Source organism: Plantactinospora endophytica, assembly GCF_016862915.1.
In the GTDB taxonomy this organism is placed as follows: domain Bacteria; phylum Actinomycetota; class Actinomycetes; order Mycobacteriales; family Micromonosporaceae; genus Plantactinospora; species Plantactinospora endophytica.
In genome coordinates this window covers 52692-67888 of record NZ_BONW01000050.1, presented here as the reverse complement: position 1 = coordinate 67888, position 15197 = coordinate 52692, and the positions used below count along the sequence as shown (strand labels likewise).

Sequence of the window (15197 nt, the reverse complement as noted above, 5' to 3'; positions counted from 1 at the left end):
TCAAGAAACTGTCGGACCCCCTGCCGCTACCTACCATTTCTAGTCAACGAATACTGCGCATTTATGCTCAAACCAGCCTCGTCGGCGCTTAAGCTGGCAACGATCGACCCGAACCAACCGGCCCGGTGGGTGGAACTACCCGCCTGTCCACGCCCGCAGGCCCTGGTGTGGACCGAGGCCCGCGGCGCCGAGTTGACAAGCCACCGGGCAGCAGCCCACGTCGCGGTCTGGACACCCACCCAGTTGGCCGGCTTCCTCGACTACGTCCGTGACGACAAGCTGTTCGCTCTGTAGTGGCTGATCGCCCTACGCGGCCTATGCAGGGGTGGAGCCGCCGGCCTGCGCTGGACCGAGGTCGACCTGCACGAAGGTAAACTGTCGATGGTGCGGCAGCGGACCACCGCCGGCTACGACGTACACGAAGGGCCACCGAAATCGGCGTCCAGCCGCCGGACCGTGGCCCTGGACCAGCACACCGTGCGGGGTGCTGCGCCAGCACCCGCGAGTAGCAACACCAGCGGCGTGCCGCACGGGCCAAAGCCGGGAAGGTGTGCCACGACAGCGGCTACGTGTTCGCTGGCCCCGACGGGGCCGCCGATCCACCCGGCTACCTCACACGACACCTACACCAGCCTCCTACCCGAGTCACAACGGACAGCGGCCGAAGCCACCGCACGCCTCGTCCTCGACGGAGACAACCCGGCGAGGAGAGAATCGACGTCAGCTGTGCCGCAGCCGGGACAGGAGCCCGCCGAGTCCGCGCAGCAACAGTCAACAGCTGCGTCCACAAGCCGCTCCTACCTGTGCTGGTGGCCATCGGTCACAATCGTTGGGTGATCGCCCTACGTCTCGCCCGCGCTGCAGTCATGGCCGCCGCTGGCGGGGTCGTGACACTTGCTCAGCTCTCTCTTCCCTCCGAGCGCTTCTGGGGAGGGCAGGTTCCCCTGCAGTGGGCCAGCGTCCTCGTGCTGGCCTCGTACATCTGCTACGACGCTGTGCTGTCGGTGAACTACGCCGTGCAAGCTGGCCGCATCCAGGACTACGACAACGACATACGCGCGGCTCTGAGCGCCATGATCTCAACGATGGTCCTGTCCACGGGTGTGTCATGGGACGAAGTCGGCGTGCACTACTACCACCGCCGTGGCGTGCTGCACCGACGGCGCCTAGTCAGAGTCGGTGCCATCCAGGCAGGTGCAGGCATCACAGACACACAACGCGCCTTCCGTCCCGGCTTCGGAATCGCAGGCACCGCGTTTAGCGGCCAGGAGATCGTCGCTAAGGAGTGGCGCAGGTTCGTTCGCGATGCGACGCACCAAGGCCGGGAGGCGTGGGAGGAACGCAGCGTTGACGACCGATTCGGGCTGGACTGGGGGCAGCTACGACGGTCAGCACAGCCAGAGGGCATTGTGGCAAGCCCGACGTTCGCACCTGACGGGCGACCTAACGGCTGCATCCTTGTCACAGGCCCCTTCAAGGAGCAAGACTTGACCAGTGACGAGACACGAAACGCGTTAGACGATCTGGCCACGACCTTGGACATTCTCGGTCCGCCGCCGCCAGGATGGTGGGGAGCCCATGAGCGCTGACGCACGACCAGGCAAACGCCTGCCACCACTTAGCTCAGGTCAAGTCTCCACCGCGTTCGCCCGGCTCCTGCGCAAGCATGGCGCGACGCCTCAAACTCTACGCAAGGTGCGCGAGATTACGGATGACCAGAAGCAGGTCACCGTGCAGCCCGTCCGCGCCGACGACGGTCGCCCAAAGGAAACATTGCTTGGAAGTGACCCCGCCGGCATCCGACCAGGGCTTCCGGCGTCACCGAACTTGTCCGGCAAGAGTGTCTTCGTCGCGGCCGTAGACGAACTGACGGAACCTGTTGGCGGAAGTGCGATCACTGGTGAGAGCGCGGCAACTTCAGCGGAGCATGGCCGGCTATTATTGCCGCAACCGTCGGCCTCACAGGATCTCCTCGACCGTCTCAAAAGACTCGGGCAAGAGATTGAGGAGCTGCTTGACAAACTCCCTTCACCGCCATCACTTGGCATTCCGGAGCTGCACATGCCAGGCCATGCATTTGATTTGAAGGCTACGCCACGAGACTCGGAGCTACGCCTTCTCTGGAATAAGCGCTTCAATGCAGAGAGCTCCGAAGTCGTCCCTGATCCGTGGCGTCGCAGCTTGGACTTGCTGTGGCTTCAGCCATCCACGCGATTCATGCATGACCGCTCTTGGGATGCCCTCTTACACGATTATTGGAAGATGAGTACGGAGAACGCTTTCGCCCTCCTGCGGCAGATAGCAGAGTTGCCCGGAAAGGACGTTTCTGGCGTTGTAGGGCAACTATCTAGGTGGCACTTCCGTCACAATGTTGTCTATGACCCTTCCCATGCGCGCCCTCGTGGGGAGGAACTGCTCGCGGAGGCTGCAGCCCAGTACCGTGCTGTACTCAAGGTACAGGCACGCGTGCTCGGAACCGAACACCCCGATACTCTGACCACTCGTCAGCGACTCGCTCATGTGCTGGTCGACCAGGGCGGCCATGCGGAAGCTGAAGCCGAATACCGGGCGATACTCATGGTCCAGACGCGGGTGCTCGGCACTGAACATCCCGATACCCTGACCACCCGGGGCAACCTCGCCCAAGTGCTACACAACCAGGGAGCCTTAAGAGACTGAAGCCAGTACGTCGCGGCAATGACCAGCCGCTCCGCGAACGCGGCGACGAGCGGGCGGGGAATGTGTCGATTTCGGCTCTGTCGCACATTCGGTGGCGACGGTGGGTGTTGGTTAGCCGAGCAGGATGCGGTGTCGTAGGAGGGCGAAGCCGGCGCGTCCGTACATTTGCCGCTTGATCAGTTTGGTCTTGGTGTTCACGCCTTCGGTGCCGCCGTTGTGAAAGGGATGGGTCAGGGCGGCGTTGACGGCGTCGCAATCGAGGCCGAGGCCGCGGGTGAACGTGTGCAGGTGGGGTAAGTCTGTCGAGTCGACGACCGCCGGCCCATCCGCCGGTGGCTGGTGATCAACGGCCTGCCCTGACCTGCCTGCTACCTCTGAGGTGACGGCGGCACGCTGGCTGCCATCGAGACAGATGTCGCGAGCTACGCGCTGCACCATCGGACGATCTCGCAAACATCATTAATTCATACAATGAATATACGTGGTATGCGTTGACAGCAACCGTGACAGCAATCTACTCACAAAACCACAACCGTCAGCACACAACGGAGTGGAACCAACACAAAAAGTATTGGCGCCACTCCATCAAGGGTTACTCGCCCGATCGTTTCTAGAGCGCCGCCAGAATGTCGGCCGCCACCAATAGAGAACACTGCGGTCATCAGGCCAAGGATTCTCCTGCACCGCCACCTCTTCAAAGCTGTCAACGGCGAGGTCTATCGGCCGGAAGCCCTCGTCTAGTGGCTCACCTACTTTCGGCACGCGAACATTGTTTGCAAAACGCGTGTGGCTGACCCGCAACGCTTGATATATCCCCTGAGCTTCGACAAGAGAGAACCTATTCGCTCCGCCTTCGTATAGCGGCCATCGGAGTTGGACCGCGTCATCTTCCCAGAAGCAGACGGGACAGACGAGTGACGATCCGGGCTGGTCATCGTGTACAAGGTGGCCGCAGCACGGGCATGGTGATCGATCAGGAGGCGAGGTCATGGAATCAAGGCTCCAGGCTGATTGTTGAAGTGCGCCATCGGGTTTTCCGGCCTGTAGTAAGTCACGATTCCCTTCTCGCTCGCGACTCCGAACTCTCCAGATGCCGGATCCAGGAAGTATCTCGTGTTCCCATCACGCTTGATCAGCACACCTTCCCTGCGACCGCCGCATACACACATCAGATCCTCTGCCGCATAGCGATACTCCGCCTGACTGGTAAATTTCATTTCTTCACCATGCCGAGCGAAGTGGGCATCGAGGTTCCCCTGGCTCGTCCATTTTTCAGCGCCGCAACCGACGTTGTGTACGAGGACCGGGGTATTGCCGGCAAGCACATAATACGTGTGGATGTCCGCGATGGTGAGGTTGTAGGCCGTTCCACGAGAGGCTGTCGCGGCTAGAAGACCGCCGACCGGCAGCCGAGCCCCATCGACACCGAGCAAGAGGTCACCATGGTCGAGCTCTTGGGCCTCTTGCCACTGCCGATCACTCTGGTTCCAGAAGGGATGGTCTTCGGTAGTAGAGACTCCTGTGCCGTCGGTAAGTCGCAGGTCCACGAGTTGGTCCTCGTGTACCCACAGGGCCGTGACGGTACGTGGGCCCTGCTCGCCAGTCTCTGGGTCAGTTGCGAGGACTTGATCTCCGACTCGAACGTCCTCGATGGGCTTGCGGGTGCCGTCTGCCATGAGGACGTGCGTGTTGCCGGCGAAGCTGCGCAGCCCGCACCCGCTCGGACGTGGGCCCTTGCCTCCGAGGATGCCCTTGGGACCGGCGTACGCGCTGCCTGCCTCAGCTTCTATTGCCGCCCTTCGGGCGACCGGGTCTGTTACTGAAGAAGTAGCGGCAACCGCCATCATGAATTCCATGCTGCATTTGATCTTGGCGCCGCCCCACTGCATTGGGTAGCACAGGTCGTAGATGATTCCCGCGATGTGCATCGGTTCGAGTTCGGGGCTATACCGTTTGTGACCATCGACAAGGCGTGCGAGTTCGGCGAGGTCTGGGCCGCCTTTGGGCACGGTGTATCCGTGGATGGTGGGCGGGGGTGGTGGCGGGTTGTAGGTGGGTACGTCTTCGGGGTCGAGTCGTCCGCCGCCGGGTGCGCCTCCCCCGTATTCGGGTGTGCCCGGGTTGGTGGGGTACTTGTTGCTGCCGTCGTGGTTGCAGTCGGCGAAGTCGCAGTCTCTGAGGCCGCTGGGGTCGCTGAAGTTGATCGGGTTGTTGTGACCGTAGGCGTAGCCGTGCCACTGCTGTGGGTCGGTGAGGTCTTGAATGGGGTCGACGGAGATGAACCGGCCGACTGCGGGGTCGTATTCGCGGGCGCCGAGGTGGGTGAGTCCGCTGGGGTCGGTGTCGCCGCCGACGAAGCCCTTCTGGTTCGGCCAGATCGGTGCCGTGCCGCGGGGGGTGCCGTAGGGGGTTTGGCGGCGGGTGGTGATCGCTTCGCTGGCGGCGTTGATGGTGGTGTGTTGGGTGCCGTGGTGGTCGGTGTACGTCCAGTTCAGTGCGGTGGAGGTGCGGGAGGCGATGAGTTTGCCGGCGAAGGTGTAGTAGCGAGTGGCAGTAGTGGTGGCGCCTTCGGTCCGTACTTCCTGGTTGGGGAGGTAGAGGGTGGTGCCGGTGGCGTCGCGGCGGAGGAGTCGGTTGCCGTCGGCGTCGTAGATGTTGCTGCCGGCGGTGGGGGCGTCGCCGGAGATGCTGGTGAGTCGGTTTTCGGCGTCCCAGGCGAGGTGTTGGGAGTTTGCGCCTGGTGGGCAGGTGTTGGCGGTGCTGCTGGTGGGTCGGCAGGTGGTGTTCCCTGCGGCGTCGTAGCTGTAGTTGGTGACGACTGCGGGTTGGCCGGGGGCTTGGGTGGTGACGGAGGTGACGGCGTGTGGCCGGGCGACGTCCTTACCGCCGGTGGGGACGGCGTAGGTGCGGGTGGTGTTCCCGCCGGCGGCGTGGGTGGTTTCGGTGAGTCGGTTCCCGACTTTGTCGAACGTCCAGTCGTGCCAGTAGGGGGCCGGTCCGCCGAGGTTGGGCACGGTGGGGTCGGTCTCACAGTTCACGCTGGTCTTCGGAGTCCACGCGGAGGTGAGGCGCCGCAGGGTGTCGTGGCGGAAGCATTGGATGTCGACGGGGCCGCCGTAGGGGCTTTCGGTGATGGAGGTGACGTTGCCGGCGGGGTCGTGTTCGTAGCTGCGGTTGGAGAGGACGTCGTTCTCGGCAGCGTCCCCGAACTTGACGTCGATTCGCTTGATCCGGCGGGTTGCCTCGTCGTAGGTGACGGTGTCTTCGACCGGGTCGGCGTTGGTGCTGGCGCGGGTGGTGCGGTACGGCTCGCCGAAGGGTGTGTACTGCTGGTTGGTGACGTAGCCGCTGACGCCGATGGCGTTGGATTCCAGTTTGACCGGCAGTCCGGTGGTTTCGTGGTAGACCGTGGTGACGGCTTCGGCGCCGAGTCCGCCTGCAGCGGGGTGGGAGCTGCTGGTCGGGGTGCCGTCGTACAGGGAGTACGACGGTAGGAAGGTCCAGGTGCCTTGCAGGCCTGCGGCTTCCGCCGCAGGGATGATGTAGTTGATGCTGGTGGGCTGGTAGCGGGCGTTCATCGCCCGGATTTGCATCTTGTATGCGTTGGCGGAGCCCGGTGGGTCGTAGCGGATCGTCTCGGTGAGCTGTCCGCGGACGGTGGGTCCGCTCGACAGCTTGTCGTACTTCCACTCCGCGCGCTTGGTCGCTGGGGTGACGGTGTCGTCGTAGACGCCGGTCTTGCGGCCGAGCAGGTCGTAGCTGTAGGCGAGGACCTCGCCGCGGGCGTCGGTGGTCTTGGTCAGGTCGTTGTAGTCGTTGTAGTCGGAGGTGACGACGCCGCTGTCCGGGTCTTTGGCCTGGACCTGGCGGCCCTTGACATCGAAGGTGTAGGTCCACTCGTTGTCGTCGGGGTCGGCGACGGTGACGAGTTGTCCCTTGCCGTTGTAGGTGTAGCGGGTGGCCTGGTACGGGCCGTTGACCCCTTGGGTGGTGGTGTGCTCGCGTAGTTCGACGGTACGGCCTTGGGCGTCGGTGACTATGGTGGTCGGGGTGCCGCCGTCCGGGGGTGTGACGCGGGTGCTGTCACCGGTGTGGACGGTGGTGGTCCGCCATTTCTCGAAGAGGCTGGTGTCGTCGCTGCCGGAGGTGAGGAAGATGGCGGCGAGGGGTCGGGAGGCGTCGTCGTATACCGTTTTCGTTACCGCGGGTACGTGCCACTCGGCTTTGCCCCAGAGTCCGCCCTCGGCGGTGCCGAGTTCGTGGTGGGGGGCGTAGGTCATCTCCGGGCGTCCGGCCTTGTCGTAGCGGGTGTCGGAGACGATCCGGCCGCCGCCGACCGCTTCGGTCTGGGTCTGTCGGGGCCGGAGCAGGCCGTCGAAGATCTCGTAGAGGGTGCGGTAGTTCCCGCCGGCGTGCAGGGTCCTTGTGACGGTGTAGGGGTAGGCGTCCCGCCCGGGTGCGTAGTGGTAGGTGAATCCGACGGAGGGGCTACCTTCGCGGTTTGCCCGGTCCCAACCGTTTTTCCAGACTTTGGTGATGCGGCCGAGTGGGTCGTATGCCAGTTCGTTGACCCGTCCGTTGGGGTCGGTGGTCTTGATCGGCGTTCCCCAGTACGGGCGGGTGTCGACGCTGCTGGTCCAGGCCGGGCCGTTGTTCGGGTCGCGGGTGGTGGTGGTGATCTTGGTGACTGGTCCGGTGTCGGGGGTGTAGGTGGTTGTGGTGGCGTTCTCGCGGACGTCAGTGGCGGTCAGGGTGCGTCCGAAGGCGTCGTAGGTGCTCGTGGCGGTGGTCTGCCACGCCGTGCCTGTGGTGGCGGTCCAGTCCTTGAGTGTTTCGACCTTGGTGATGGCGCCGGTGGTGGTTGGGGTGTCGGTGCTGGTGGCGCCGTCGTAGTAGTTGCGGGTGTCGCTGATGATGTCGGCCGTGCTGGCCGGGTTGGTGCCACAGGCCAGGGCTGTCACGGTGGTCTGCTTCACCGTGCTGGTGAGGTTCTTGCCGGTGTTGCGGTTGTAGTGGTGGGTGGTGCATTTCTCGTCGCCGGTCTTGGCGGTGTCGCCGTCGTCGCGCAGCGATTCGAGGGTGCCGTAGGTGTCGTGGAAGGCGGCTTGGGTGCGTGTGGTGCGCCAGCCGGCCTGGCCGTCGGTGCCGAGGGCGGTCGCGGTGTGGGTGATGGTCGTGTTGGTGAACCGGGCGGTGACGGTGTCGCCGTTGATGGTCCGGGACGCCAGGGCTGGTGAGCGCCAGGGAACGTTGACGGTCTTCGAGACGGGCTTGGTGTCGACGCCGTTGTAGACGACCTGTTCCCGGACCATGCCGGCGAACTGGTCCTCGTCCTGCACGGTCTCGTTGCCGAGACTGGCGGGCACGAGCACCGTGCGGGTGCCGCCGGACGGAGCTTCCCGGTCGCCGTGCATGCCACGCAGGTACGTCGTCACCGTCAGGGTCTGGCTGGGGGCTTCACCGACGCGTGTCTCCACGGCCTTGTAGCCGCGGAACTGGCTCCACGTCTTGCGTTTCGGCTTGACGAGGCCGTCGTCGTCCGCGTAGTGCCAGGCCGGCTCCTCTAGATAGGTGTAGTGGGTGTGCTTGGCCGGGGCACTGTGGTCGGTGTCGTCGACGATCATTCGCACGTCGTACTCGGAGATCTTTTCCACGACGTACTTGTGCCACCACTCCCGGATCTCCGGCCCGGTCGGGTTAGTCGGGTTCGGGCCGATGACGGGGTAGCACAGTTTTGTGTTCATGTGCGGCTCGGAAGTGTTTCCGGCCGTGCATTCGGGCTGCTTGTAGGTGATTTGGATCTTCGCACCGGTCTCGGTGACGATGTTCCCGATCCGGTTGCGGTTGTTGCTGGTGTTGTGGGCCGTCAGGACCCGGTTCGGCATCGATGTCGGCTCGAACGTCACCGGCGGGAGCGACACTGGGGCCAGGGGCGTGGGTCCGGTGGCACCGCTGTTGACGACGAGGCCGGTTCGGGTGATCGAGTTCAACCACATGCCGGCGTATTCACTGCCGTCACCGACGGGCGGGTAGGTGTGGTCGAGCGTCCAGGAGTCGACGTCCTGGAACGCCGCAGGGGTTTTGGTGGTGTCCCAGACCTGGGTGGTGACCTTCTCCAGCCGCTTGGTGGACCAGAACGTCGGCGAGTTGTTGTCGTCGCAGTCGGCGGTGGCGCTGGCGCAGTCCTGGTCCCACGGCACGTCCTTCCAACTGGTGGCGTCGTGGACGCCGCAGTCGGATTCGCACCGGTTGGCGGATTCGAACACCACGCGGGCGGTGGGGATGGTCGAGCGGCTCGTCGTTCCGTTGGGAAGGGTCCGGTCCCAGGTGCCGTAGTCGATCTGCCTCAGCGTTCCGCCCCGGATGTAGGAGACATTGTCGCCCTCGCCCATGTTCTTCGCGTAGAAGTTCGTCTCCGTGTTGTACCAGTAGGACGTGGTGTTCCCGCGGGGGTCGATGACGTAGTCGAGGTTCCACCGCCACGCCTGGGTGCAGAACGAGTCGTCGAAGCCTCCGGTAGCGCTGTGGCATTCCTCGTTGTCGTGGTTGCCGGCGACCGGTACCGTCCAGGTCGAGTTCGTCGTCGATGTCTGGCCGGCGAGGTTGTTGAGGCCGAAGTAGTACTGGACGCCGTCGGTGGTGGTCACCCTCCAGTGCTCGCCGCCCCGGGCTCCGTTGCTCGCACCCGGCAGCTTTTCGATCTTCGCGCCGTTCTCGTTGCGGGCGTGCCAGCCTTTGCCTTCCTGGAAGATCAGCTCGGTGCCGCTGCCGTTGAGGGACATGGTGGCGTTGTCCGACCGCCAGCACAGGTCGCCGGTTTTCTCGCTGTTGTTGCCGTCGGTCATGTCATCGATACAGGGCACGTAGCTGCGCTCGATGAAGCCGGGGGTGTACTCGAAGCCCTCGCCCACCCAGGAGGGTTGGTTGTTGTCCGCGCTGGATCGGCCGTCGGTGCTTGACGACGAGTACGACAGGGCGAGGTTAGGTGTCGGTCCGCCCAGCGACGGCGGCACACGCATCGGATACGACCAGGTGAAGTCTCCCGTGTTTCCGCCCGACGACCAGGTCGCCGACGGCGCCAGCGGGGTGGCGGTGAAGTCGCCCTCCGGCCCGGACGGGGCGGCTGCCAACGCCACCAGCGCGCCGGCCGGAGCTGCGACGACGTCGGCGGTGACCGTGCCGCCGGCGGCGTTGTTCACTGACGCCAGCGGCTTCGGCCGGCAATCGTCAGATCCCGGTGTCTGCTCCGCGCACGCGGTTGGTAGCTGCCACAGTCGCAGCCGCGACCCCCAGTTGCCGCCGTAGGCGTACCGGAAGCCTCCGTAGTCGATCGACACCTTCATCGGCACTGGCGTGGCGTTCGCGGGCGTGACCGGCTTCACCCGGACGAGGAGCCCGTCACGCCATCCCTTCGCGGTCGTGCGGTCGAGGATCTCCACGCTCACCTCGGACAGCGAGCCGCTAGCCGGCGTGGGGGCCACCCGTATCGGCAGCCCCGGCACCTGCGCGCCACCGCTGGCCGCCGCCCGCTGGCCGCTTGCGGTGGGAAGGGTCACCCGGGCGGTGCCAGGCTTGGGCCACACCGGTGCGGGCAGCGCGGCGCTGGCGGCCCGTTTCGACGGCCACGCCGTGCCCTTCGCCGGCGGGGCCGGGGGCCCCATGTCCGGTTGGCCGGCCGTCCGGGCAGACCTGTCGGGGGGTGCTGCCGCAGCTGGCGGCACGTGCAGGAAACTCGCCACCGTGACGGCGGTGACCGCGCCGGCGACCAGCACACGCGCGGACCGGGGCGCCGGTCGCAGCGCCTGTGCCACGCCGGACCACCGGCTCAAAGCACCGTTCACGACTGCCTCCCACCCTGATCGCGCGAGCCGAGCACGAAACCTGGCACTTGCCCTCCCCCTCGCGCCGACACCCGCCCGGGCGGCGCCGACCGATGCCACCTCGGATACCGCCTCCGCGCGGCGGTGAGCAGCGGGATCGTGGTCATCATTCACGGCTGGGTGGCCGGTGGGCACCGCGCCGGGCACGGCGGGCCGTGCCGTGCCGTCGTCGGTCTGCCGCGTGAGTCGCTGCCAGGGTGGGGACTGCTTGAACACGGGATCCTCCGCGATCGGGCAACAGATGTCGATGACGCTGTCGGGTAGGGCGACGGGCAGGGACGAGAGGCTGCGGGTGGTGGGCCGTGGTCACATGGCTGGCAGATCGACGGCCTGCTCGTGGTGGAGGCTCTCCACCTGGGCGTCGGTCATCGCGCCCTGATACACCCGCAGGTCCTCTACACCGCCGAGCCAGTACTCGGGCTGCGTCGGATTGGACAAACTGCGTCCCACCTGCAACGGGCCGGTCGACGCCATCGGCGTCCACGGCAGCAACGTCATCCCCGCCGGCTGCCCCTGCACGTACAGGCGCATCTGGCCTCGAGCGGCGTCGAAGACGCCAACCAGATGGACCCAGGCGTCCTCTCCTGCCGGCATCTGGGACTCCACGGATGCGTGGAGGCTTGCCGAACTGTCCTCGTCACTGACGATGAACTGCCACTCGCCGTCACCGTCCGGCGTGTGCCTGATCGAGAACGCGGATGTGCTCGTTCCAGGCTGCGACAGCAAAGTTCGCTCGCCGACGTCACCATCACGGTAGGCCCAGACGGAGACGGTGTAGGAGTCGTCGGTCCGCAGCACCGCCCCGTCCTGCCAGACCGGCACCTGGGGTGTTCCGCTGTTGGTCTGGGACCAACCGTATTCAGTGCTCAACTCCCCGGACCGGGGATCGAACGGGTCCAGGTCCCAGGTGTCGTTCAGGACCAGCCCGGGGCCACGCGTTCCCTGACCGACGTTCACCCCCTCCGAGAGAGCGAGCCGACGCTGGAACGGACCCCTGTCGAGGGCCTGGCAGACGTCGGGTTCGACGACCGGCTCGTAGCAGGGGAAGGCGTCGTCGAAGGTCCAGTCCGCGACCCTTGTAGGGGTCAGGACGCCGGGGTGGCTGACCCCGCCGGAGGTGGGGTCCTTCGCCAACTGTCCGGTGAAGTCGTGCGCGACCAGTGTCCGGTCGAAGACCTGCACATCGGCGATCTCACCCTTCCACCACGTCGTCTTCGACCGCCCCACCCACGTCGAATGCCCGGTGTCGTTGAACGTGGCCACCCCGTCGACACGGTCCTCGACCATGCCATTGACGTAGAGGCTGAGGGTGTCCTCGGCGCTGTCGTACGCGACGGCGAGGTGGGTCCACACTCCGGTGGCGGGCACCGTCGTGGACCGGACTTCCGACCAGGTGACCGTGCCCGTCGCGGCAGACGGCACCCGGGCCAGCCACCGGTCCGTGCTCTGCTGGTACAGCAGCCGCAGCGACTCGTTGCCGTTGGCGTCCTTGGCCAGGACCGTCCGGTCGGCCGACTTGTCAGCGAGATTCACCCATCCCGCGACGGAGAAGCTTTCCGAGGTGTCCAAGGCCTGGGGTGCGGCGGTCAGGTAGGAGGAGGTGCCGTTGAAGGAGACCGTTTCGCCGCCGACGAGCCGGCCGTCAGCCCGCCAAGCCACGTTCGACGCCGTCAGGTTGGTAGGCCCGTCGTCATCGTCGGGGTCAGGTCGCAGGTCCTCGAGCGCCTGCGTCCGGGTACGTCCCGGATTGGTCTCCAGGCCCCACGACGCCGTCGGCGACCGCGGGCCCACCAGTTGGAGGGTTCTGGACGCGAGGTGGCCGAGATTCCCCGTCGAGTCGGTGGCCCGGACCCACAACGTGTTCTGCCCATAGCCGGGCACCATCACCGTGATCTGAGCGGTCTTCACCGGCGTACCGGACGCGGTGACCTCGCCGAAGTTGGCGGTCGGGAGCACCGCCAGGACGTCCCGCTTGCCGTCACCGGTGAAGTCCCCCGGGGTGACGAGCCCAGACACGTCACCCCATCCCGGGGCGATCAGCTCCGACATACCGGTGGCCCAGCCGCCCGTGCCGTTGCCACGGGTCATCCTCAGGCTGTTGTCGCTCCTGTGCCGGTACAGCAGGTCGGGCTTGCCATCCCCGGAGAAGTCCCCCTGCCCAGCCAGCAGTTCCAGCGCGCCCCAACTGTTCCCGATCGGCTCCGACCTGCCGGTAGCCCAGCCACCCGTGCCGTTACCCCGCACCATGTAGAGGGCCGAGTTGGCCGAGCTGCGGTACAGCACGTCCGGCTTTCCGTCACCGGTGAAGTCGCCCGGGGAGAAGATCCAGTTCGCGGCGGACCAGCCGACGCCGACCTGCACCGCGGTGCTCTCCAGGCCGCCGGTAGCGGTGCCGCGACGCATGTACAGGTGCAGGTCGCCGGCATTGCGGTAGAGCAGGTCGGGCCGCCCGTCGCCGGAGAAGTCGCCCGGGGAGAACAGGTACTGGGCCGTCGACCAGTTTCCGGAGTCGAGCGTCTGGGGCGCGGCGGTGAATCCGCCCGCGCCGTTGCCGGTCACCAGTTGGAGGCTGCGGTCGGTGGCGCGGCGGAACACCACGTCCGGCTTGCCATCACCGGACAGGTCACCCGGGCTGAACACGGTGCTGCCGTCGACCTGCCAGCCGACCGCCGGCTCCGACCACGTCTCCGTCAACCCGCCCGTTCCGGTGCCCGGGTGCACGCGGACCCGTGCGGTCGCGGCTGGGTCACCGGTCCACGAGTACCGGAACTTCGTCACATCGGCATCACTGACGCTGACCTGGAAGGTGACCGGGCTGCCCGGGCCACCCGCCTGCGCCGGCGGGTTGATCACCGGCGCAGGTGGGCCGTGGTTGTCGACGGTGAACTGGCACCATACCGACCAGCCGCTCCACTGCGCGTACGGATCCACCGACGTCACCCGGAACGCGTACGTCTTTCCCTCCGCCAACCCGGTCACCGAGACCGTGGTGGCACGCTCGTTCGCCGCCGCTGACGCCGTCGGCGGCCGCGGCAGCCGCACCGGGAACGTGTCCGTGACCAGGCCGATACCACCGGCCGGCACCTCAACCCACTCATACGTTCCCGTCAACGACTGGGTGTTGTCGGCATCCGGGTAGACAGCCGAGAACGTCGGGGTCAGGGTGCCGATCCCGACGCCGCTCGACGGCGGGCACGCCACACCCGCCACCTGCAGGCCCGTCGGCTTACCCGGCTTCGAGTCGTACTCGACAACCAGCTTGGCGTCCGCCGGCACGAACTTCTTCCACCGATCCAACGTTCCCTCGTTCGCGCCCTCGCTGTCCCGCGCGGAGAACCCCACCGTCCACGACGTCGCCCAGTGGTCCGCCACCGCCTGGACCTTGGTCGTCACCACCGACGAGTCAAAGTTCATGATCATGTCGGGTTGGAGGGCGCCGCACCCGCCCTCCTCGTTTGCGTGCCCGGCCGTACCGTCCAGCAAGGTGCCCAACGACATCTTCGACCACGTCGCCTTCATCGCGTGATCGATCACCGGCGTCTGATACATGTACGCCCAGGTGTCACCGCACGAGTACGAGTGCGTCAGCTTCATCTGCACGTACGCGTCTGCGATGTGCTTTCCCGCCAGTGACACTCCACTGCTGGTCGTCGGGAACTGGAAGAATGACCGGAAAACACTCCCGATACAGGGACCCTCTGGGCTGTAGCCCATCCGCGCCACGGTGTAGTCGGCGTTCGAGCAGTTGTCGTCGGTCGCGTACGCCCACCGGCTCTGCCGCACCGACCATGCCGGGTCGATGAACACCGGAAACTCCTCCGGCGCACCGGTCAACATCTCCACGTCCGGTGTCAACACCAGGTCACCCTCGGCGGTCACCGCCGTCCGCACCGGCGCCGTCTCCGCCCCAGCGGCCGGCCCATCAGCCGTCGACTCCCCCGCCACCCCCGCGGCCCGGCCCGCCGCAGGAGTCTGGTCGGCCGAGTTCCACATCACCGCCGGCTCCGCCGACGCCACCACCTGAGCGTCTTGTTGGGCCCGCAGCGCCCCACTCGGCAGACCGACAGCTCGGGCGCTACCGCCGAGGTCGAAGTGGATCTGCCGGACCGCGGGATTCGCCGCCGCCTGCACCGTCTTGACCACCAACAGGTGCGAGAACCCGGTCCGGGTCGCCTGCACCGTCAAATCGACGCCCGGCAGCACCTCCGCGTAGGTGGCGGTGTCACCCGACACCGACGGCACCGGCAGCCCCGCCGCCCACCCGACAGTGAACGTCCGCCCCTCCCGGGTCAGCGACACCAGCGGACCCGTACCGCCATTGGAGAATGTCACGTCCGCGACCGAGACCGCCGGCCGCAGCCGGCCATCGCCCCCCGCAGACAGACGCAGGTCGACATCCGCCCAACTACCATCCGCCCGCCGCGCCCACAACGGCACCACCCCGGACTCGAAGGTCAAGCCACCATCCGGCTGGGCCACCACCCGCGCGAACTCCGACCACGACGAGCCCACTACTACCGGCCCATCACACGCCCCAGCAGCCGCGACCGCTTGCGCCTCCGACGCAACCTCGGCCACGCATCCCACCTGCGCCGCCACAGGCCGTTCAGCCAATGCCGGCGCGGCTCCAATCGCAAG

Annotated in this window: 6 protein-coding genes and 1 pseudogene; 3 read left to right on the top strand and 4 right to left on the bottom strand. The window is 66.2% G+C overall.

The genetic code is table 11. The features are described 5' to 3' along the window. Positions 1-63 precede the first annotated feature (63 nt). From Pen02_RS39650 to Pen02_RS39640, 3 genes are all read left to right on the top strand, one after another. Complete coding sequence (locus Pen02_RS39650; protein ID WP_203871360.1) at positions 64-294, top strand: hypothetical protein; 231 nt, start codon at positions 64-66, stop codon at positions 292-294. Between the two features lie 539 nt (positions 295-833). After that, on the top strand, positions 834-1589 hold the full coding sequence (locus tag Pen02_RS39645; protein ID WP_203871359.1) for a hypothetical protein: 756 nt from the start codon (positions 834-836) through the stop codon (positions 1587-1589). Further along, entirely contained in the window at positions 1579-2679 is a 1101-nt protein-coding gene (locus Pen02_RS39640; RefSeq protein WP_203871358.1) for a tetratricopeptide repeat protein, read from the top strand. Before Pen02_RS39645 ends, Pen02_RS39640 begins: the two co-directional genes overlap by 11 nt. 111 nt (positions 2680-2790) lie before the next feature. Here the strand turns inward: Pen02_RS39640 and Pen02_RS39635 are convergent. The 4 genes and pseudogenes from Pen02_RS39635 to Pen02_RS39620 all read right to left on the bottom strand — a co-directional run. Continuing rightward, positions 2791-2991 (bottom strand): annotated as a pseudogene (locus Pen02_RS39635) (transposase); the annotation flags it as partial. A gap of 273 nt (positions 2992-3264) precedes the next feature. Next, positions 3265-3669, bottom strand: coding sequence for a CPCC family cysteine-rich protein (locus tag Pen02_RS43125; RefSeq protein ID WP_203871357.1), 405 nt, complete (start codon positions 3667-3669; stop codon positions 3265-3267). After that, positions 3666-10775 (bottom strand): polymorphic toxin-type HINT domain-containing protein, encoded by a 7110-nt coding sequence (locus tag Pen02_RS39625; RefSeq protein ID WP_203871356.1) that lies wholly within the window; start codon positions 10773-10775, stop codon positions 3666-3668. The genes Pen02_RS43125 and Pen02_RS39625 overlap by 4 nt, the downstream gene beginning before the upstream one ends. A gap of 90 nt (positions 10776-10865) precedes the next feature. Further along, on the bottom strand, positions 10866-14891 hold the full coding sequence (locus Pen02_RS39620) for a LamG-like jellyroll fold domain-containing protein (RefSeq protein ID WP_203871355.1): 4026 nt from the start codon (positions 14889-14891) through the stop codon (positions 10866-10868). Positions 14892-15197: the final 306 nt, after the last annotated feature.